General features: G+C 62.7%; 25 protein-coding genes and 1 tRNA gene. 16 read left to right on the top strand and 10 right to left on the bottom strand.

The window, feature by feature from the left end; genetic code table 11:
- Positions 1 to 199 precede the first annotated feature (199 nt).
- From QF092_RS03580 to QF092_RS03595, 4 genes are all read left to right on the top strand, one after another.
- Positions 200 to 766, top strand: coding sequence for a hypothetical protein (locus QF092_RS03580; protein WP_281467720.1), 567 nt, complete (start codon positions 200 to 202; stop codon positions 764 to 766).
- Positions 759 to 1,127, top strand: a complete 369-nt coding sequence (locus QF092_RS03585; protein ID WP_281467722.1) for a cell division protein ZapA — start codon at positions 759 to 761, stop codon at positions 1,125 to 1,127. The genes QF092_RS03580 and QF092_RS03585 overlap by 8 nt, the downstream gene beginning before the upstream one ends.
- 63 nt (positions 1,128 to 1,190) lie before the next feature.
- Positions 1,191 to 1,418 carry a type II toxin-antitoxin system CcdA family antitoxin gene (locus QF092_RS03590; protein ID WP_281467724.1) on the top strand — a complete coding sequence of 76 codons (228 nt, stop codon included), beginning with the start codon at positions 1,191 to 1,193 and terminating at the stop codon, positions 1,416 to 1,418.
- Complete coding sequence (locus QF092_RS03595; protein ID WP_281467726.1) at positions 1,418 to 1,717, top strand: CcdB family protein; 300 nt, start codon at positions 1,418 to 1,420, stop codon at positions 1,715 to 1,717. The genes QF092_RS03590 and QF092_RS03595 overlap by 1 nt, the downstream gene beginning before the upstream one ends.
- A 49-nt stretch (positions 1,718 to 1,766) precedes the next feature.
- Here the strand turns inward: QF092_RS03595 and grxD are convergent, their stop codons facing one another.
- From grxD to purL, 5 genes are read right to left on the bottom strand one after another with little or no spacing between them, the layout of a single operon-like run.
- A complete protein-coding gene (grxD, locus tag QF092_RS03600) occupies positions 1,767 to 2,126 on the bottom strand; it encodes a Grx4 family monothiol glutaredoxin (RefSeq protein WP_281467728.1) in 360 nt (119 codons plus the stop codon).
- Positions 2,127 to 2,139: 13 nt separating this feature from the next.
- Entirely contained in the window at positions 2,140 to 2,376 is a 237-nt protein-coding gene (locus QF092_RS03605; protein WP_281469740.1) for a BolA/IbaG family iron-sulfur metabolism protein, read from the bottom strand.
- Between the two features lie 36 nt (positions 2,377 to 2,412).
- A complete protein-coding gene (locus QF092_RS03610) occupies positions 2,413 to 2,928 on the bottom strand; it encodes a GNAT family N-acetyltransferase (RefSeq protein ID WP_281467730.1) in 516 nt (171 codons plus the stop codon).
- Entirely contained in the window at positions 2,925 to 3,389 is a 465-nt protein-coding gene (locus QF092_RS03615) for a GNAT family N-acetyltransferase (RefSeq protein WP_281467732.1), read from the bottom strand. Before QF092_RS03615 ends, QF092_RS03610 begins: the two co-directional genes overlap by 4 nt.
- Complete coding sequence (gene purL / locus QF092_RS03620; RefSeq protein ID WP_281467734.1) at positions 3,389 to 5,542, bottom strand: phosphoribosylformylglycinamidine synthase subunit PurL; 2,154 nt, start codon at positions 5,540 to 5,542, stop codon at positions 3,389 to 3,391. The genes QF092_RS03615 and purL overlap by 1 nt, the downstream gene beginning before the upstream one ends.
- Positions 5,543 to 5,748: 206 nt before the next feature.
- On the opposite strand from purL, the gene QF092_RS03625 reads away from it, so the two are divergent.
- Both QF092_RS03625 and QF092_RS03630 read left to right on the top strand, forming a co-directional pair.
- Entirely contained in the window at positions 5,749 to 6,096 is a 348-nt protein-coding gene (locus tag QF092_RS03625; protein WP_281467736.1) for a YciI family protein, read from the top strand.
- Positions 6,096 to 7,301 carry an RNA polymerase sigma factor gene (locus QF092_RS03630; protein ID WP_281467738.1) on the top strand — a complete coding sequence of 402 codons (1,206 nt, stop codon included), beginning with the start codon at positions 6,096 to 6,098 and terminating at the stop codon, positions 7,299 to 7,301. Before QF092_RS03625 ends, QF092_RS03630 begins: the two co-directional genes overlap by 1 nt.
- Positions 7,302 to 7,552: 251 nt before the next feature.
- Here QF092_RS03630 and QF092_RS03635 read toward each other — a convergent pair whose 3' ends face one another.
- Positions 7,553 to 8,446 carry a LysR family transcriptional regulator gene (locus tag QF092_RS03635; protein WP_281469742.1) on the bottom strand — a complete coding sequence of 298 codons (894 nt, stop codon included), beginning with the start codon at positions 8,444 to 8,446 and terminating at the stop codon, positions 7,553 to 7,555.
- A 216-nt stretch (positions 8,447 to 8,662) separates the two neighbouring features.
- Here QF092_RS03635 and QF092_RS03640 point away from each other — a divergent pair, with 216 nt between their 5' ends.
- The 10 genes from QF092_RS03640 to QF092_RS03685 all read left to right on the top strand — a co-directional run bounded on the left by QF092_RS03640 (position 8,663) and on the right by QF092_RS03685 (position 17,153).
- The gene (locus QF092_RS03640; protein WP_281469744.1) at positions 8,663 to 9,475 is read left to right on the top strand and encodes a glutamate racemase; all 813 of its coding nucleotides are present in this window, start codon (positions 8,663 to 8,665) and stop codon (positions 9,473 to 9,475) included.
- A gap of 237 nt (positions 9,476 to 9,712) precedes the next feature.
- Entirely contained in the window at positions 9,713 to 10,741 is a 1,029-nt protein-coding gene (gene argC, locus QF092_RS03645) for an N-acetyl-gamma-glutamyl-phosphate reductase (RefSeq protein ID WP_281467740.1), read from the top strand.
- 17 nt (positions 10,742 to 10,758) lie between these two features.
- Entirely contained in the window at positions 10,759 to 11,211 is a 453-nt protein-coding gene (ccmE, locus tag QF092_RS03650; protein ID WP_281469746.1) for a cytochrome c maturation protein CcmE, read from the top strand.
- A gap of 69 nt (positions 11,212 to 11,280) precedes the next feature.
- Positions 11,281 to 11,643, top strand: coding sequence for a 3TM-type holin (locus tag QF092_RS03655; protein ID WP_281467742.1), 363 nt, complete (start codon positions 11,281 to 11,283; stop codon positions 11,641 to 11,643).
- Positions 11,644 to 11,711: 68 nt separating this feature from the next.
- Positions 11,712 to 13,457 (top strand): arginine--tRNA ligase, encoded by a 1,746-nt coding sequence (gene argS / locus QF092_RS03660; RefSeq protein WP_281467743.1) that lies wholly within the window; start codon positions 11,712 to 11,714, stop codon positions 13,455 to 13,457.
- Between the two features lie 75 nt (positions 13,458 to 13,532).
- Entirely contained in the window at positions 13,533 to 14,492 is a 960-nt protein-coding gene (locus tag QF092_RS03665; RefSeq protein ID WP_281467745.1) for an SPOR domain-containing protein, read from the top strand.
- Positions 14,489 to 15,502 carry a glycoside hydrolase family 3 N-terminal domain-containing protein gene (locus QF092_RS03670; protein ID WP_281467747.1) on the top strand — a complete coding sequence of 338 codons (1,014 nt, stop codon included), beginning with the start codon at positions 14,489 to 14,491 and terminating at the stop codon, positions 15,500 to 15,502. Before QF092_RS03665 ends, QF092_RS03670 begins: the two co-directional genes overlap by 4 nt.
- Positions 15,495 to 16,280: a segregation and condensation protein A gene (locus QF092_RS03675; RefSeq protein ID WP_281467749.1), complete on the top strand. Its 786-nt coding sequence runs from the start codon at positions 15,495 to 15,497 to the stop codon at positions 16,278 to 16,280. Before QF092_RS03670 ends, QF092_RS03675 begins: the two co-directional genes overlap by 8 nt.
- A complete protein-coding gene (gene scpB / locus QF092_RS03680; protein ID WP_281467751.1) occupies positions 16,277 to 16,924 on the top strand; it encodes an SMC-Scp complex subunit ScpB in 648 nt (215 codons plus the stop codon). The genes QF092_RS03675 and scpB overlap by 4 nt, the downstream gene beginning before the upstream one ends.
- Before the next feature lie 16 nt (positions 16,925 to 16,940).
- A complete protein-coding gene (locus tag QF092_RS03685; protein ID WP_281467753.1) occupies positions 16,941 to 17,153 on the top strand; it encodes a hypothetical protein in 213 nt (70 codons plus the stop codon).
- On the opposite strand, the gene QF092_RS03690 is transcribed toward QF092_RS03685, so the two are convergent.
- From QF092_RS03690 to ihfA, 4 genes are all read right to left on the bottom strand, one after another.
- Positions 17,154 to 18,230, bottom strand: coding sequence for a 2'-deoxycytidine 5'-triphosphate deaminase (locus QF092_RS03690; protein WP_281467756.1), 1,077 nt, complete (start codon positions 18,228 to 18,230; stop codon positions 17,154 to 17,156).
- Positions 18,231 to 18,298: 68 nt separating this feature from the next.
- Positions 18,299 to 18,376, bottom strand: a tRNA-Pro gene (locus QF092_RS03695).
- Positions 18,377 to 18,438: 62 nt separating this feature from the next.
- The gene (locus QF092_RS03700; RefSeq protein ID WP_281467758.1) at positions 18,439 to 19,314 is read right to left on the bottom strand and encodes a MerR family transcriptional regulator; all 876 of its coding nucleotides are present in this window, start codon (positions 19,312 to 19,314) and stop codon (positions 18,439 to 18,441) included.
- 12 nt (positions 19,315 to 19,326) lie between these two features.
- Entirely contained in the window at positions 19,327 to 19,629 is a 303-nt protein-coding gene (gene ihfA / locus QF092_RS03705; RefSeq protein WP_281467760.1) for an integration host factor subunit alpha, read from the bottom strand.
- Positions 19,630 to 19,633: the final 4 nt, after the last annotated feature.

Below are 19,633 nucleotides of genomic sequence, written 5' to 3' on the forward strand. Positions count from 1 at the left end.
TGGCCCCGCTCTAGGGCGCATCTCGGGCAAGATCAAGCAATCCGCGCAAGCCCTTGGGTGCAAAGGCGTGAGTTGCGCCTTATTCTTGCGCTACACTCGTAGGCAGGATCGGGGCAGGGCGATTCGAAGTGGATGCCTTGATCGGTCCGACCGACGGCCAAAAACAGAAGAATTCTATCGCAGGACAGAAAGGCACCCCATGCAGGATTTGACCGAGCTGGAACGCCGCATCGCCGCCGCGTTGCAACGGATCGGCGAAGGGGTCGAGGCGCTGTCGCGGCAGGCCATCCCGTCGGGGACGGCGGAAGGGGCGCCAGACGGGGCGCCAGACGGGGCCGCTCTGGGGTCTGACGATGGCGCCGCCCAGCGCATCGCCGAACTGGAGGCCGAATTGGACGCCGAACGCAACCTTTCGGCCAGTCTGCGCGCGCGGATTGCCGAATTGGAAGACGCACCCCCAGCGATTGCCGACCTTCCCCCCGATGTCGCAGCCCTTTACGCACGGATCGACAAGATGACCGCGCAATTGGATGTGCAGGGCCTTGAAATGCAGCGCATGCGCAAGACTGTCGTGCAGTTGCGCGAAAACCTGCGCGGCCTGCGCCGTGCGCAGGTGGCCAATCTTGCCGATCCCGATCAGATCAACCGCGCCATGATGGCCGAATTGGAATCGATCCGCGTCGCCCGCCTGTCCGAGGTGGCCGAGATGGACGAGATTCTTTCCGAACTGACCCCCCTTATCACCGAAGAGCGTGCCGATGCCTGAACTTCACGTCACCATTGGCGGCCGGTCCTTCCCCGTCGCCTGTCAGGAAGGCGAGGAACATTTCCTCCGCACCGCCGCCGCCATGCTGGATGCCGAGGCGCAGCCGATCGTGGCCGCAATGGGCCGCTTGCCCGAGGCAAAGATGCTGCTGATGGCGGGGCTGATGCTGGCCGACAAGACGGCGGCGGTCGAAGATGAGATTCGCACCCTCAAGGCCCGCATCGCGGAACTTGAAGCGCGGCCGGATACCCGGGTCGAGGTTCCGGTGATCCCACCGCAAGTCAGCGAGACTTTGGCCGAGATCGCCGCGCAGGCCGAAGCGCTGGCCCAAAGGGTGGAAGAAGCGCAGGCCAGCGGCTGACGCCATACCGCTTCAATAGCGGTATGTTTTGCGGTATGGTGCGGGCCGGAAAAGGAGCAACCCATGTCCACCACGCGCCGCGCCACATCGATGACCCTTGATGCCGCCCTTCTGGACGAAGCCCGCGCGCTCGGCCTCAACATCTCACGCGCCGCCGAGGAAGGTATCCGCGCGCAGGTCCGCGCGGAACGCAGCCGCCGCTGGAAGGAAGACAACGCCGCCGACATCGCGGCTTACAACAAGTGGATCGAAGAGAACGGCGTGCCGCTTGCCCGCTTCAGGAAATTCTGATGGCCGAACAATATGACCTCTATCGCATGGCCGAAGGGGACTATGTGGTCGTACTTCAATCGGATTTGCTGGATGCGCTGAACACCCGTGCCGTTTGCCTTGCCATCCCCGAAGGGGCCGTCGTGCCTGCTTTGCCCGCTCTGTCGCCGATTTTGACGGTGGGTGACATCCGTCTTCGTCTCGCCCCCCATGTCGTCGCCACCTTGACTTTGGGAGAGCTTGGAACCTTCGTCGCCAACCTGTCGCACGAACGCGATCGCATCATCCGTGCTTTCGACTTGATGGTAACCGGGCTCTGAAACAAAGAAGGCCCGCCAATGGCGGGCCCTTCCTCAAACGAACACCCCTTCAGGCATTCGCCTCGCGGATCTTGTTCGCCGCGTCCTTGTCATAGGTCACGCCCTTCTGATCGAACAGCGCGTCCAACTCGCCCGACAGCGTCATCTCGGTCACGATATCGCAGCCGCCCACGAATTCGCCCTTCACGTAAAGCTGCGGGATCGTCGGCCAGTCGCTGAAATCCTTGATGCCCTGCCGGATATCGGGATCGGCCAGCACGTTCACATCGGCGAAGGTCACGCCCATGTAATTCAGAACCCCCGCCACGCGGGACGAAAACCCGCATTGCGGCATCATCTTGGTGCCTTTCATGAAAAGCACCACGTCATTCTTTTCGATCGTCTCGCGGATCTGGTCCTGCGCGCTCATTCTTCCGTTCCTCTCAATCCGGCGCCTTGGTCGTCAGCGCCAGCGCATGGAGTTCCCCATGCGCGCCATCCATCTTGCCCTTCAGCGCGGCATAGACCGCCCGCTGCTGTTGCACCCGGTTCATGCCCTTGAAACTTGCGTCAATCACCTCGGCGGCGAAATGCTGCCCATCATCGCCCTGCACCGTGATCTTCGCCTGTGGAAAGCTTTCGCGGATCAGCTTCTCGATATCCTGCGCCGTAATCGCCATGGTCATTCCCCGGTATTCCTGACCAAAGATGTATGCCTAAGGTCGTGGGGCCGCAAGTGGGGCAGGGGATGGAAGGGTTTCCCATTCCGCCCGCAGCATTCCATACAGCATCAGGTCCACAGTCCGCCCCAGCATCGGGCGCCACCAATGATCCCGAAGCCGCCCCTCTAGCCGATAGCCCGCCCGTTCATAAATCTTCTGCGCCCGCAGATTTTCACCGCTCGCATCCAACCAGACGCGCCGCGCGCCCAAGACCGCAAACCCGTAATCAGTCAGCGCCCGCACGAAACCAAGGCCACGCCCACCGCCCGCCACATCCAAGGCCAGCCTGCGCAACTCCACCGCCCCGGATGGCTCACCCACCTCGGCAAACAGCGCAAAGCCCGCCCGCGCGCCATCCTCTTCCCAGATCAGCAGCCGATGCCCCGGATCACTGGCATAAAAGGCAAGCCGTGCCTCATCCTCATCGGTGATGTAGATGCCGTAATCCGGCCGCTGCGCCAGCGCGCGGATAAAGGCGAAATCGGCAGGCAAAGCAGGGCGCAGCGTCATGTCAGGGCTTTCCATTCCTGGTGCAGCATCGAAAAGGCAACGCAATCGACCCAAATCCCCGGTTCGCGCTGCCAGCAGGCGCGCATGACGCCTTCGCGTTGAAATCCCGCCTTGGGAAAGGCCGCCAAGGCCGCCGCATTGTCGAAGGCGGCATCGCAGAACAGGCGATGCGCCCCCATCACGCCAAAGACCTCATCCAGCACGGCGCGGATGAACCTCTGCCCCGTTCCCCGTCCGGGATGCAAGAGGGCAAGGTTCCAAAGGCCCATGACGCCCGGATAATCCCAATCTATGACGGCAAAGCCCTCAAGCCCGCCGTCATCCCAGATCAGCACCCCCTGTGCCGGACCGTTGGCGATCTCGCGCAGCCAATCTTCGGACTGCTGCAACAGCACCATGGGCTGACCCGCGATCAGGGCGGCGACCTCTGGGATTTCCCCCTCGGTCGCGCGCCGCAGCATCAGGCAACCGCCGTCGCAAAGGCCGACCGATACAGCGCCGACAAATCGGCCATCGGGGCCGCATCGCCGCCAAAGGACACGGCCTCACCGCCAAAGCGGCCCACCACGGCCACCGGAACCCCCGCCGCCTTGCCCGCCGCGATCAGGGCATCGGCCTTGTCGGTCGCCACCAGATACCGCGCCTGATCCTCACCAAACAGGAACCCGGCCTCGCCACTCTCGACCGTCACGCCGATCCGCGCGCCTTCGGCCATTTCAAAGACCGCCAGCGCCAAGCCGCCATCGCCAAGGTCCGTGCAGGCCCGGATCAGCTTGCGGTTGGCCCGCACGAATTCCCCATGCCGCTTTTCGGTCTCCAGATCGACATGCGGCGCATCGCCCGCCTCGATCCCGAACATCTCGGCCAGAACCGCCGATTGGCCCAGATGCGCGCCCGCGTCCCCGATCAGCACCACCGCATCGCCCGCCTTGGGCTTGCCATGGATGATTTCCTCAAGCGAAGACAGAATCCCCACCGCGCCGATCGTCGGCGTGGGCAGGATCGCCTTGCCATCGGTTTCGTTGTAAAGCGACACGTTGCCCGAAACGATGGGCATATCCAGTGCCGCCACCGCCGCCCCGATGCCTTTGATCGCGCCGACGAATTGCCCCATGATTTCCGGCTTTTCCGGGTTGCCGAAATTCAGGTTGTCGGTCGTGGCAAGGGGCTTTGCCCCCACCGCCGTCAGGTTGCGATAGGCCTCGGCCACCGCCTGCTTGCCGCCTTCGACCGGGTTCGCCTTCACATAGCGCGGCGTCACATCCGACGTGAAGGCCAGCGCCTTGCCCGTGCCATGCACCCGCACCACCCCCGCAGGCAGGCCCGGTGTCACCACAGTGTCGGCGCCCACCTGACTGTCATATTGTTCCCAGACCCACGCCTTATGGGCATAGGTCGGGCTGCCGATCAGCGCGCGCAGCCCCGCCAAGGGCGCAATCGCCGGAACGTCCGCCAAGGCCGCTGCCGCAGGGGTTTCCACCCATGGCCGATCATATTCCGGGGCCGAAGAGGAAAGCTTCGACAAAGGCAGGTCTGCCTTGATTTCATTCCCGTGCAGGATCAGGAACCGATCCTCGGGGATCGTCTCGCCCACGATGGCGAAATCAAGGTCCCATTTCACGAAAATCGCCCGCGCCTCGGCCTCTTTCTCGGGCTTCAGCACCATCAGCATCCGCTCTTGGCTTTCCGACAGCATCATCTCATAGGCCGTCATGCCCGTCTCGCGCTGGGGCACGTTGTCCAGTTGCAGCCGGATGCCAAGGCCGCCCTTGTCGCCCATCTCCACTGCCGAACAGGTCAGGCCCGCGGCCCCCATGTCCTGAATGGAGATGACCGCCCCAGAGGCCATAAGTTCCAGACACGCCTCCAAGAGGCGCTTTTCGGTGAAAGGGTCGCCGACCTGCACCGTGGGACGCTTTTCCTCGATCGTGTCATCGAATTCGGCAGATGCCATCGTGGCCCCGCCGACGCCATCACGCCCCGTCTTGGCCCCAAGATAGACGACAGGCATCCCCACACCGCTGGCGGCAGAGTAAAAGATCTTGTCCGCATCGGCCAAACCAGCCGCAAAGGCGTTCACCAGACAGTTGCCGTTATAGGCGCGGTGAAACCGCACCTCACCGCCCACCGTCGGCACGCCAAAGGCATTGCCATAAGCCCCGATCCCCTCAACCACACCCTTCACCAGATGCGATGTCTTGGGATGCGACGGCTCGCCAAAGCTCAGGGCATTCATCGCCGCGATGGGCCGCGCGCCCATGGTGAACACATCGCGCAGAATGCCGCCCACGCCCGTCGCCGCGCCTTGATGGGGTTCGATATAGGACGGGTGGTTGTGGCTCTCCATCTTGAAGATCACGGCCTGCCCATCACCGATATCCACCACACCCGCGTTCTCGCCCGGCCCGCAGATCACCTGCGGCCCCGTGGTCGGCAACGTGCGCAGCCATTTCTTCGACGATTTATAGGAACAATGCTCGTTCCACATCGCGGAAAAGATACCCAGTTCCGTGAAGGTCGGCTCCCGCCCGATGATCTCTAATATCCGCTGATACTCATCCGGCTTCAGCCCGTGGCTGGCGATCAGTTCGGGGGTGATGGCGGGCTCTGTCATGGCGGCATCCCTCGGGTCTGGTGCTTGCCCGCGCGTCTAGGCGAAACGGGGCGGAAGGGAAAGGGGGAAGGGACGGGCAACCCGCGCAGCAGGATTTTTTTGCCGCCCCTTTCGCGGTCCTGTCGAAATCCGCCCGCGCCTTGCGTCCTTGCATTACGATGGTGCGGCAATCCCGCCCGCCATCGCAAAGAGAAAGGGTTGACCCGATGAAATACATGCTTCTCCTCTATGTGGACCCCGCGATCGAACCCAAACCCGGCACGCCCGAATGGGACAGCTATATGCAAGGCTTCATGACCGTCGGCGAACGCACCAAGGGCGTCGCCACCTTCCTCGCCGGCGACGGTCTGCAAGGGGTTGAAACCGCCACCTCCCTCCGCCTGCGCGATGGCAAACGGGAAACCATGGATGGCCCCTTTGCCGAAACCCGCGAACATCTGGGCGGCTTCTACCTGATCGAGGCCCCCGACCTTGATGCCGCCCTCACCTATGCCTCCGAAATTCCCGTCGCCCGCATCGGCACGGTCGAGGTGCGCCCGGTCATGGTCTATTGATGACCCCGGAAGACGCGCTCGCCCATTGCCTGCGCCGGGATCGGGGCCGCATCGTCGCGGCGCTTGCCTCTCGGCTTGGCGATGTCCAGCGCGCCGAGGATGCGCTGCATGAGGCGGCGGCCTCGGCACTTACCCATTGGGGCAGGGCGGGTCTTCCCGCCCGCCCCGAAGCGTGGCTCCTGCGGGCGGCCTATCGCAAGGCGATTGACGGCTTTCGCCGCGACCGCACGGCCCAGCGTCATGCGCAGGCGATGGCGGTTCTGGCCAAGGACGAAGCCGCCCTCGACGATCATCCCGATATCCCCGATGACCGCCTGCGCCTGATCTTCGCCTGCTGTCATCCGGCGCTTGACCCGAAATCCCGCGTCGCCCTCACGCTGCGCACGGTCTGCGGCCTGACCACCTCCGAAATCGCCCGCGCCTTTCTTGATGCGGAACCCACGATGGGCCAGCGCCTGTCGCGCGCCAAGGCCAAGAGCGCGGCGGCCCGCATCCCCTTTGCCATCCCCGGCCCCGAAGATTGGCCGTCGCGCCTCGATACGGTGCTGGCCACCCTCTATCTGATTTTCACCACCGGATATGTGGCAGGCCCCAACGAACCCCGCGACCTCTGCGCCGAGGCCGTCTTCCTCGCCCGGCTCCTTGTCCAACTCCGCCCGGATGAGGCCGAAATTGAAGGGTGCCTCGCGCTTCTTTTGCTGACTCAATCCCGCGCCAAGGCCCGCATCGGCCCCGACGGCGCGACCGTTCCCCTAACAGAACAGGACCGTGGCAACTGGGATCGCGCCGCCATGCGCGAAGGGCTAGCCCTGATCGACACCGCGATGGCCCGCCGCAGTCCCGGCCCTTATCAGATCAAGGCCGCCATCGCCGCCTGCCATCTCGCCGATCCCGCGCCCGATTGGCCGCAGATCGTGGCGCTTTACACCCGCCTTCTTGATTTTGAACCTACGCCCGTCATCCGCCTCAACCGCGCGGTCGCTGTGGCCGAGGCGGGCGATCTTGCACAGGCCCTTGCCGACCTTGCCCCCTTGGCCGAAGCTCTAAGTGATTATCAACCTCTCCATGCCGCCAGGGCGGAACTTCTGACGCGGGCAGGGCAGGGGCCGGCGGCACAGTCGGCCTATGACCGGGCAATCGCGCTGGCCACCTCTCCTGCGGATGCTGCTTTCCTGACCAATCGGCGCGACAAGCGGCCCATCTGACGGGCAGAGTCGAAAAAACCTCAAAAAACCAAAAAAAAGGCCGAGCAGAAGCTCGGCCCAAGTCCAACAGGGAGGTATGAAGCGGCAAGAGAAGAACTCGATCACCGCCTCGCCACTGCATCTAGGGTGGCGGATGATTCCGTGCAAGGGCAGGAATGCCGCAGGCGCATCATGGCCGCTATGCACTTTGCGCATGGCTTTGTGCGACAGGCATGGAAACGTTTCCGCCCCGGCCCTTCGCCCTAGATATCTTAGGCCTGTTCGCGCTTGCGATACTTGAAGATTTCTTCGCTGACGAACTCGCGGAAGGCGGCCACGCGCTTGGAATGGCGCAGCTCTTCGGGATAGGCCAAAAAGACCGGCACCTCGGCGCTTTCCACATCCGGCAGAACGCGAACAAGGTGGGGGAAATCCTCGGTGATGTAATCGGGCAGGACCCCGATCCCAATATGGTTCAACACGCCCTGCAAGACCCCGAAATAGTTGTTCACCGTCAGGGTCGAGGGGATGTCATTGCTCATCAACTGCTGCACCAGAACAGCCCCTGCTGCCACCTGCGCCGTCCCCGGATGCTGACAGATCAACCGATGAGAATGGAAATCCGCCATGGTTTCGGGCGTGCCGTTCTCGGCCAGATATTCCGGCGTCGCATAAACCCGCATTCGGATTTGCATCAACCGCTTGCGGATCAGGTCTGCCTGCGATGGTTCCTTCATGCGGATGGCCACATCCGCCTCGCGCATCGGCAGGTCAAGAACCCGCTCTTCCAGCATCAGGTCGATCTTCAGGCCGGGATATTTCTGATAAAGCGCCGTCAATCGCGGGGCCAGCCACAGCGTGCCAAAGCCCACCGTGGTGGTCACCCGCAACTCGCCAAACACCTCGTCCTCGCTGTCACGGATGCGCGCGGCCGTCGCCTCCAGCCGTTTCACCATCTGCGAGGTGGCATCGAACAAAAGCTCACCCTGTTCGGTAAGGATCAACCCCCGCGCATGGCGGTGGAACAGCGTGACGTTCAGGCTTTCCTCAAGCGCGCGGATTTGTCGGCTGACGGCGGATTGGCTCAGATGCAGGACATCCCCCGCATGGGTTAGGCTGCCGCGATCGGCAACCGCATGAAAAATCCGCAGTTTATCCCAGTCCATCATGTCGATCACCGTGCAAATCCCGGGCACGCTACCACGGGAGACCCCACATAAGAAGTATATCTGCCATGTAAAGGATGCATGGCTCCAATTTCCGGCCCCCGCGCCACTTCTCGCGTCATAGGGCGCGGCAATGGCCTTTTCCCCTTCCGCCATCGCGCCTATGCTGCGCCCAACAAGGGCAGCATCCGGCATAAGCCGGAAAAGGGGGCGGTGATGGCGGTCGGCATCTTCGATTCGGGTCTGGGCGGCCTGACGGTTCTTGATGCGGTTGCGCGGCGTCTGCCCGATATCCCGTTTGTCTATTTCGGTGACAACGCCCATGCACCCTATGGCGTGCGCGATGCCGATGACATCTTCCGCCTGACCTGTGCCGCCACCGAACGGCTTTGGGCCGAAGGCTGCGACCTTGTCATCCTAGCCTGCAACACCGCCTCTGCCGCCGCGCTGAAACGGATGCAGGAAACCTGGGTGCCCGCCGACAAGCGTGTGCTGGGTGTCTTCGTCCCGCTGATCGAGGCGCTGACCGAACGGCAATGGGGCGACAACTCCCCCCCGCGCGAGGTGGCTGTGAAACATGTGGCTCTCTTCGCCACGCCTGCCACCGTCGCCTCTCGCGCCTTTCAGCGCGAGCTCGCCTTCCGCGCGATCGGCGTTGATGTCGAGGCGCAGCCCTGCGGCGGCGTGGTCGACGCCATCGAACAGGGCGATGAGATTCTGGCCGAGGCGCTGGTGCGATCCCATGTCGAGGCGTTGAAGCGCCGCATGCCCGCGCCCGAGGCGGCGATCCTTGGTTGCACCCACTACCCGCTGATGGAGCGGATTTTTCAGGATGCCCTGGGGCAGGGGGTGAAGGTCTATAGCCAAGCCAATCTGGTGGCAGAATCGCTGGCCGATTACCTCACGCGGCGGCCAGAGTTTCTGGGCCATGGGACCGAGTCGAAGTTCCTGACCACGGGCGATCCCAAGGCTGTGTCGAACAAGGCAACGCAGTTCCTGCGGCGTCGGATCGAGTTTCAGGCGGCTTGACGCCACGGCGACCAAGGCCGGGGTATAAGCGATGCTTTTGATCACGCAGCAGGGCCATAGGCTGGATTGATCCTTTGCCTCTGCCGTTGCGCGACATGCGCCTTCACCGCGCGCTGCGTGCCCACAGAATGCCGCACAAAAGGCGGCACAAAACAGGGCACAGCCGTTGCAGCCAAAAATCCCTTGCCACTTGCCCCAGCCTGCCGCATCAACGCGGCATCTGGAAAGGGGGTCGCAATGGCCGCAAAAGTCGCAATCCTTGGGGCGTCGGGCTATACGGGTGCCGAACTCGTCCGCCTGATTGCCACGCATGAAGGCTTTGAAATCGCGGCACTTTCCGCCGATCGCAAGGCAGGAATGGCGATGGCGGATGTCTTTCCCTTCCTGCGCCACCTGACCCTTCCCACGCTGCAAAAGATCGACGAGATCGATTTTTCCGGCATCGACCTGTGCTTCTGTGCGCTGCCCCATGCCACGACCCAACAGGTTGTGGCCGCACTGCCCCGCACCCTCAGGATCGTGGATCTTTCCGCCGATTTCCGGCTGCGTGACCCGGCGGAATATGAACGCTGGTATGGCCAACCCCACACGGCCGTCGACCTGCAAAAAGAGGCCGTCTATGGCCTGACCGAATTCTACCGCGACGCCATCCGCAACGCCCGCCTCGTGGCAGGCACGGGCTGCAACGCAGCCACCGGGCAATACGCGCTTCGTCCCCTGATTTCAAAGGGTTGCATCGATCTGGATGATATCCTGATTGACCTGAAAGCAGGCGTCAGCGGGGCAGGGCGGTCCTTGAAGGAAAACCTTCTTCACGCCGAATTGTCTGGCGGCACCCATAGCTATTCCGCAGGCGGCAAACACCGCCACCTTGGCGAATTCGATCAGGAATTCAGCGCGATCGCCGGCCGCCCCGTGCAGGTACAATTCACCCCGCACCTTCTGCCGATGAACCGGGGCATCCTGGCCACCGTCTATGTCAAGGGCGACCCAAAGGTGGTTCACGAAACCCTCGCAACCGCCTATGAATCCGAGACATTCCTGAAAGTGCTACCTTTTGGCGCGCTCCCCTCGACACGCGATATCGCAGGCTCCAACTTCTGCCATATCGGGGTGATCGGCGACCGGAAGCCCGGTCGTGCGGTCATCATCGCCGTCTTGGATAATTTGACCAAAGGCTCTTCCGGTCAGGCGATCCAGAACGCAAATATCATGCTGGGCCTGCCCGAAACCCAAGGGCTGATGCTTGCCCCCGTCTTCCCGTAGGAGGGTTCATGGCCGGTCTGAAAGGTCTGAAGAAACAACGCCGTATCCAGATCATCGCGCTGGCTGCCGTGGCGCTGGTTGGGGCGACGGGCCTTGTGGGTTATGCGATGCGGGACGGGATCAACTTCTTCCGCTCTCCCACCCAGGTCGTCGAAGACCCGCCGTCGCAGGGAGAGGTGTTCCGCATCGGTGGCCTGGTCGAGGAAGGGTCCATCGTCCGTGGCCAAAGTGAAACCGTGACGTTCCGGGTCACCGATATGAACGAATCCATCCCGGTGGCCTATACCGGCATCCTGCCCGACCTTTTTGCCGAAGGCCAAGGCATGGTGGGCACCGGCAGCATGATCGATGGCACCTTCCAAGCCACGGAAATTCTTGCCAAACACGACGAAACCTACATGCCGGCCGAGGTGGTGGATGCCCTGAAGGAACAGGGTGTCTATGTCGACCCGAACAAGCCGGAAAGTTGAGCGCGCGCTCCTTACCGCGCCCGTTAACCCTTTCGCGCAACTCTGGCTCTCATCATCATGGGGGCCGGAATGCCGAAGTCGATCCTTTCCAAAGCCGCAATCGCCGCGCGTCATCTGCGCGCTCTGGCCCGATCAGACGCATCCGCAGCCCCGCAGGGCCGCTATGATCGCCTGATCGACGCCGCCAACCGCTTGCCTCGCCCTGTTCTTGTCTATGGCACCGTGGCCTTGATGTTTCTTGCGCTGATCCGGCCTGATCTCTTTGATCGGGGCATGGCCAGCCTTGACCGGATGCCGGATGAACTTTGGTGGCTGGTGGGCGCGATCCTTGCCGGTCATTTCGGGGCGCGCGAGGCCCATCACCTGCGCCACCGAACGCCTCCCGCCGATGAATCGAGGGGCGAAAAGCCGGGGCCCGACAACCCCGCCTGATCCGGCGTCCTTGACCTGTCAGGTCGCCTCTGGCATTGCCGGAGGCAACCAGACAGGAATGTGATCAAATGAACCTCTTCTCGGATATCCGGGACCTCGTCATTGCGTCCCTTGCCGATCTTGCCGCCGAAGGCGTGCTGCCGCAGGGATTGGATACCACCGCCGTCGCAGTGGAGCCGCCGCGCGATGCCGCGCATGGCGATATGGCCACCAATGCCGCCATGGTGCTGGCCAAGCCTGCCGGCATGCAGCCCCGCGCCATCGCCGAGGCGCTTGCCGCGCGCCTGATGGCCGATCCCCGCATCGCCGGGGCCGATGTTGCCGGTCCGGGTTTCCTTAACCTTCGTCTCGACACCGCGCTTTGGCACGGGTTGATCCGCGCAACGCTGGCGCAGGGGATCGACTATGGCCGTTCAAGCCTTGGGCAGGGGCTGAAGGTGAATGTCGAATTCGTCTCGGCCAATCCCACGGGCCCCATGCATGTGGGCCACACGCGCGGCGCGGTTTTTGGCGATGCGCTGGCGCGGCTTCTGTCCTTTGCGGGCTGGGATGTGACGCGGGAGTATTACATCAATGACGGCGGTGCGCAGGTCGATGTGCTGGCCCGCTCTGCCTATGAACGCTACCGCGAGGCGCATGGTCTTGAACCCGCCATCGCCGAAGGCCTTTATCCCGGCGACTACCTTATTCCTGTGGGCGAGGCGCTAAAGGCCAAATACGGTGCCACCCTGCTGGATCAGCCGGAATCCGTCTGGCTAAAAGACGTGCGCGATTTTGCCACCGAAATTATGATGGCCGAAATCCGTAACGATCTCAAAATCTTGGGCGTCGAGATGGATGTGTATTCGTCCGAAAAGGCGCTGTATGGCACGGGCGAGATTGAGGCCGCGATCAGCACCCTGCGCTCCATGGGGCTGATCTATGAGGGTACGCTGGAACCCCCCAAGGGCAAGGAACCCGAAGATTGGGAACCCCGCCTCCAGACCCTGTTCCGGTCCACCGCCCATGGCGATGATGTGGACCGCCCGGTGCAGAAATCCGATGGCAGCTGGACCTATTTCGCCCCCGACATCGCCTATCACTACAACAAGGTGCGGCGTGGCTTTGACCAGCTGATCGACATCTTCGGTGCCGATCACAGCGGCTATGTCAAACGGATGAAAGCTGCTGTTTCGGCCCTGTCGAATGGCCGCGTGCCGCTCGATATCAAGCTGATCCAGTTAGTAAAGCTTTATAAAAACGGCGAACCCTTCAAGATGTCCAAGCGGGCTGGGACATTCGTCACGCTACGCGACGTGGTCGAACAGGCCGGGGCCGATGTGACGCGCTTTGTCATGCTGACCCGCAAGAACGACGCGGCACTGGATTTCGACTTTGACAAGGTGCTGGAACAGTCCAAGGACAACCCGGTCTTTTACGTCCAATATGCCAATGCCCGCGTGAATTCCGTCCTGCGCAAGGCGCGTGAGGCGGGGCTGGATGTGGCGGATGGCACCCTTATGGCGGCCGATCTGTCGATCCTGACGCATGACGCCGAACTGGCTATGGCCAAGAAGATCGCGGAATGGCCCCGTTTGGTCGAGATTGCCGCGCGGAACAATGAACCGCATCGGGTGGCCTTCTATCTGTATGAACTTGCCTCTGATTTCCACGGCCTGTGGAACCGCGGCAATGACGACACCAGCCTTCGCTTCATCCAAGAGGACAATCCGACCGTTTCACAGGCGAAAATCGCCCTTGCGCGCAGCGTTTCCGTTGTCATTTGCAGCGGTCTTGCTATCTTGGGCGTCACTCCGGTCGAGGAAATGCGCTGATCAACAGCGCCCCGTCCGGTCGAGCAGGCAAAGAACGCGGCTGCGGCACGTATCGCATCCGGCACGAGGCTAGACATGGCGCAGGTTGATTACGACGATTTCGATCCCGGCGAAGAATCCGGCTGGTCAGATCATGCCCCGCACGGCGGGCGGATGGCACAGATCGTCCACCTTGCCGGGGCGGTCTGTTCCGTCGCGCTGGTGATTGGTCTTGCCTATTGGGGCTATCGCGTCGCTGTCCGGGATGCCAATGGCGTGCCTGTCGTGCGCGCGCTGGAAGGCCCCATGCGCATCGCCCCCAAGGATCCCGGGGGCGAGGTGGCCGATCATCAGGGCCTTGCTGTGAATACGGTCGCGGCACTTGGCGTTGCGGCCCCGCCGCCGGATCGTCTTGTACTTGCCCCGCGTCCCGTCGATCTTAGCCTTGAAGATGCGCCCGGCCTTGCCCTTGCCGGGGCGATGCCTTCGGCTGATGAGGCCAGCGTGACCCCCGTGTCGGCAGCGCCCGTCGCACTGCCCGTTGCGGCGGTCGCGCCACTGGCCGAGGCCGAAGAAAACCTTGGCCCCGATCCTGACGCTGTGGCGCAGGCCTTGGCCGAGGCGTTGGCCGAACCCCTGCCAGAGGCCACGCCTGCAGCCGCCGAAACCACCGCTTCTGGCCAAATCCGCCCTCGCCCGCGGCCAACCTCTCCGGGGCAGGCCGATCTGGCCGTGGAACAGGTAGCCCTGACCACATCCGCGCCGCCTCCTGCCGCTGAAATCGATCCCGCCGCCATCCCTGCCGGCACCCGCCTTGTTCAGCTTGGCGCCTTTGATACGGCGGAAGAGGCACGCGCCGAATGGGCAAAGCTTGGAAATCAGTTCGGCCCCCTCTTCCTTGGCAAGGCCTTGGTCGTTCAAGCCGCAGAAAGCGGCGGGCGCACCTTCTTCCGCCTGCGTGCCCACGGCTTTGCCGATGAAACCGAGGCACGGGGCTTCTGCACCGAAATGCTGTCCCAAAACGCCTCGTGCATCCCGGTCGAGCAGCGCGGATGACATTCGGGCAAGGTGCCGCGATCTTCGGCTGTTCCGGCCCGACCCTCACACCGGATGAGGCAGCCTTCTTCCGCGATGCCGATCCCTTCGGGTTCATCCTCTTTGCCCGCAATATCGAAACGCCCGAACAAGTCCGCCGTCTGACAGATGATCTGCGCGCCAGCACAGGCCATGACGCACCCATTCTGGTGGATCAGGAGGGCGGGCGGGTGCAGCGTCTGCGCGCGCCCCATTGGCGCGAATGGCTGCCCCCGCTGGATCAGGTGATGCAAAGCGGGGCGCAGGCCGCACGCGGCATGGCCCTCCGGTCGCGGATCATCGCGCATGAGCTGCGCGCCGTCGGGATCGATGCCAATTGCGCCCCTTGCTGTGATCTGGCCTCTGACTCGACCCATCCTTTCCTGCGCAACCGCTGCTATGGCAGCGCGCCGGCAGGGGTGGCCACGATTGCCCGCGCCGTGGCCGAGGCGCATCTTGCGGGCGGCGTCCTTCCGGTGATGAAACATATGCCGGGCCATGGCCGATCGACGGCCGACACGCATCACGATCTGCCCACGGTAACCGCATCACCCGATGACCTTGACGCCACCGATTTCAGCCCCTTCCATGCCCTTCGGGACATGCCGCTGGCCATGACGGCCCATGTCATCTTCGCGGCATTCGATCCGGATCGTCCGGCCACCCAATCGCCCGTGATGATCGACGTGATCCGCAACCGGATCGGATTTGCGGGCATTCTGATGACGGATGATCTGAATATGCAGGCCCTGTCGGGCAGTTTGGCCGAACGTACGGCCGCCGCCCGTGCCGCAGGCTGCGATATTGCCCTTCATTGCAAGGGCGATCTTTCGGAAATGCAGGCCGTCGCCGCTGCCGCAGGGCGGATGGACAGCGCAAGCCAAACGCGCGCTGCCGCGGCGCTGGCTTGGCGCAAAGCGCCTGATGCCGTTGACATCGCCGCCTTGGAAGATGACCTTGCAAAGGTCCTGCAAGGAAACGCGCATGTCTGACGATTGGACCGGAGTGGAACGTCTTCCCCCTGCCGAACGCGTCGCGGCAGAGGCGCTTATCGTCGATGTCGACGGGTTCGAAGGGCCGCTTGATCTGCTTTTGACCCTGTCGCGCACCCAGAAGGTCGATTTGCGGCGCATCTCGATCCTGCAACTGGCCGATCAATACCTTGGCTTCATCAACCGCGCGCAGGCGCTGCGGATTGAACTTGCTGCCGATTACCTTGTCATGGCGGCTTGGCTTGCCTTTCTGAAATCCCGCCTTCTCTTGCCCCCCGAACCGGGCGAGGACGGACCGACGGCAGAAGAACTCGCTGCACATCTGGCTTTTCAGTTGGAACGGCTTGAGGCGATGCGCGAGGCGGCCGCCCGCCTTATGGCACGCGATCAATTGGGGCGCGATTTCTTTGCCCGTGGCCTGCCCGAAGATATCGCGCTGAACCGAAAGATCACCTATTCAGCGACACTTCTTGATCTGATGCGCGCCTATGCCCGGACGCGGACCAAGGATGAATTCCGCCCCTTCGTGATGGACCGCGACCATGTTTTCACAATGGAACAGGCGCTGGATCGGATGCGTGGCCTGATCGGCTATGCGGGGGAATGGGCGGACCTAACCTCTTTCCTGCCGGAAGGTTGGGACGTCAATCCAATGCGCCGCCGCTCCTCAACCGCGGCACATTTCGCCGCCGTGCTAGAAATGGCCAAGCGCGGGCAGGTTGAATTGCGTCAGGGTGAGACCTTCGCCCCGATCCAACTGCGCCGGAAAGACCTATGACCGACGCCCCCGAACCCATTGAACGCAGCCTGTTTGAGGCACCGCCCATGGCGGAACAGGAACGTATGATCGAAGCGATCCTGTTCGCCTCTGCCGAACCCGTGACGGTGGCCGAACTGGAATCCCGCCTTCCCCACGGTTGCGATCCGGCCGAGGCCTTGGTGCATCTTCGCAAGCGCTATGAGGGGCGGGGGGTGCATCTTGTGCGCGTGGGCGATGCCCATGCCTTCCGAACCGCGCCAGACCTTGGCCATCTGATGCGCAAGGAAACGGTGGAACAGCGCAAGCTCAGCCGTGCCGCGATCGAAACGCTGGCCATTATCGCCTATCACCAGCCTGTCACCCGGGCCGAGATCGAAGAGATTAGGGGTGTCGCCGTCTCGCGCGGGACGGTGGATCAGCTTTTGGAACTGGAATGGATTCGTTTGGGCCGCAGAAGGATGACGCCGGGCCGTCCGGTCACTTTTGTTGTGACCGAACAGTTCCTAGATCATTTCGGTCTCGAATCCGCGCGTGATTTACCGGGGCTTAAGGAATTGCGGGCAGCCGGTCTGTTGGACAATCGCCCGCTTCCCGGCAGCGCCACGCGGTCTGATGACGAGGATGAGGCAACGGTCGGGCAGAGCGAGCTGTTCGAAGATTAGTGAAAGGGCGATTGCGATGGATTGGAACAGGCTGTTGCAGGGGATGGGCGGGCGGCTGCTCCGCCAAGCGCTTGGCATGGCAATGAAACATGGCGTCGACCGCATCGGGGGCGGGCCAAAGCCAAAGGGCGAATTGACAGATGCCGAACGCCGACATCATGCGAAATCGGCTGAAACCCAAAAACGTCTACAACAGATGATGCGGATCGGACGTCGCTTCTGGCGCTGATCAGCGGAACTGTTTGGCCAGTTTCAGGCCCTGACCCTGATAATTCGACTTGATGGCCTGCCCATACAGGGTTTCAGGCCTTTCCGTCATGCGTTCATAGACCAGCCGCCCCACCACCTGCCCATGTTCCAAAACAAAGGGTGCTTCGTGGCAGCGCACTTCCAAAACGCCGCGCGATCCTTCGCCTGCCGCCAAAGCATGGCCAAAGCCCGGATCAAAAAAGCCTGCATAATGGACCCGAAACTCGCCCACCATGGCAAGGTAGGGGGCCATTTCTGCCGCATAATCAGGGGGAATCGTCACCGCTTCGCGGCTGACAAGGATGTAGAAGGCACCCGGATCAAGGATGATCTGGCCTTCGGTGCTGCGCAACTCTTCCCAGAAGTCCCGTGCGGGGTAATGGCCGATCTTGTCCAGATCAATCACGCCCGTATGCGGCTTGGCGCGATAGCCCAAGAGGTCGCCCGTTTCGGGCATCAGGTCGACCGAAAAGCCCAACCCCCCGGCAATCACAGCTTCGCCCGAAACCAGCGGCTCTTGTGCATGCAGCGCGGCCAGTTCGTCATCATCCAGAACGGCCTGCCCGTGGCGGAACCTGATCTGGTTCAACCGCATGCCGGGCCGCACCAGCACGGAAAAGCTGCGCGGACAGACCTCGGCATAAAGCGGGCCTTTATAACCCGGCGTGATACGGTCAAACTCCGTTCCGCCATCGGTGATTGTGCGCGTCAGGAGGTCCAGCCGTCCTGTGGAGCTTTTTGCATTCGCCACAGCCGTCAGCTCGGGCGCCAGCGAGAGTGATTCCATCAAGGGAATCACATAGACGCAGCCCTTTTCCAACACCGCACCGTCGATCAGGTCCACACGGTGCATCTCAAACTCTGCCAACCGTTCGGCCACGGTCCGTCCGTGACCGGCAAGGAAAGAGGCGCGCACGCGATAGGCAACCGTGCCCAGCCGCAGGTCAAGGCTGGCGGGTTGGACCTGCGCATCGGTGATCGGTTCCGCGCCCGTGATGGCGCCCGTCGCAATAAGGTGCCGCAGGCTTTGCGAGGGAAGAACGCCGATTTCTGTCACCTCAAGCCCCCCGGTGCGCTAAACGGAACCGCCCGCGCTGCCATGCGGCAGGCGGGCGGTTTCGGTAATGGTCGGGCCGGCGAGATTCGAACTCGCGACCTTCCGCCCCCCAGACGGACGCGCTAACCAGGCTGCGCCACGGCCCGACAGGCGGGATACATACCGATATTCCGGGCAGGGGCAAGCGGGAAAGCGCATCGTCGCAGGATCAACGCACGCGGCGGCGCGACGCCTCGGCCACCCGGTCGCGCAGGTCGGCGAGACGATCATGCAGACGGGCCAATTCAGCCTGATGCGTGGCAAGGCGTGCGCGGTGGCTGCGCCGCAAAAGGGCGGCAATGGTCACCTCAATCCCTCCGTCATCGCTGTCCTTCTCGGCCTCTGACAGGGCTGCGTCTGTACCTGTGTCTGTTGGGGGCGAAAGGGCTGTTTCAGAAGGGGCGTCAGGGGTGTCATCGGCCGCCGCAAAGAGATTGCCCTGCACTTCGTTGGTTGGCGTGGCGGCGGTTTCGGCATCCGATGCGGGATATGTGGCAAATGGCAGCTGTTCGCCGCTGTCTTGATCTTCTTCAGCCTCCATGAAGGGCGCTTCGGGAACGTCTTCCAGCCGGCTTTCCTGAGGCGCGTCATCATCCTGCGACGCGGCTTGGCGCGCGGTCTCTTGACGCGCAAAAACCTGATCCAAGGGGATGATCTGGGCCGTGTCAGACGGCGCTTTGGGTGAGGCAATTACAGATAACAGGAAGTCCTGATCCTCTGCGATGTCTTCAGGATGGTCGATCACGGCGCCTTCGCCGGGTTGCAGATCGGGCAGGGGCGCGCCAAGTCCGGACACATGGCGAATGCCCTGTTCCCGCAGGATTTTCTGGACACCGCGGATTGTCAGCCCATCGTCGTGCAAAAGTTTCTTTATGCCCGCAAGAAGCGCAACGTCGCCGGGGCGATAATAGCGCCGACCACCCGCCCGTTTCACAGGCCGGATCTGGGGAAAGCGGCTTTCCCAGAACCTCAGAACATGGGCCGGGGTGTCCAGCAGGTCTGCGACTTCGCTGATGGTTCGGAACGCCTCAGGCGATTTCTCCATCCGCGGAAATCCTTACCGTTTGGTTCCGGCAGCCACGCGATCTTTCATAAGATGCGAAGGGCGGAAGGTCAGCACCCGGCGCGGGCTGATTGGCACTTCATCCCCGGTTTTCGGGTTGCGACCGACCCGCGCGGATTTGCTGCGGACGGCAAAGGTTCCGAAGGAAGAGATCTTCACCGTCTCGCCTTCGACCAAAGCGTCGGACATGTGTTGCAGAACGCTTTCCACCAAAGCCGCGCTTTCGTTCCGTGACAGACCCACCTCGCGGAACACCGCTTCGGATAGATCCATGCGCGTCAATGTCTTCTCACTCATGCCA

Origin of the sequence: Fuscovulum ytuae (assembly GCF_029953595.1) — a bacterium.
Taxonomy (GTDB): Bacteria; Pseudomonadota; Alphaproteobacteria; order Rhodobacterales; family Rhodobacteraceae; genus Paragemmobacter; species Paragemmobacter ytuae.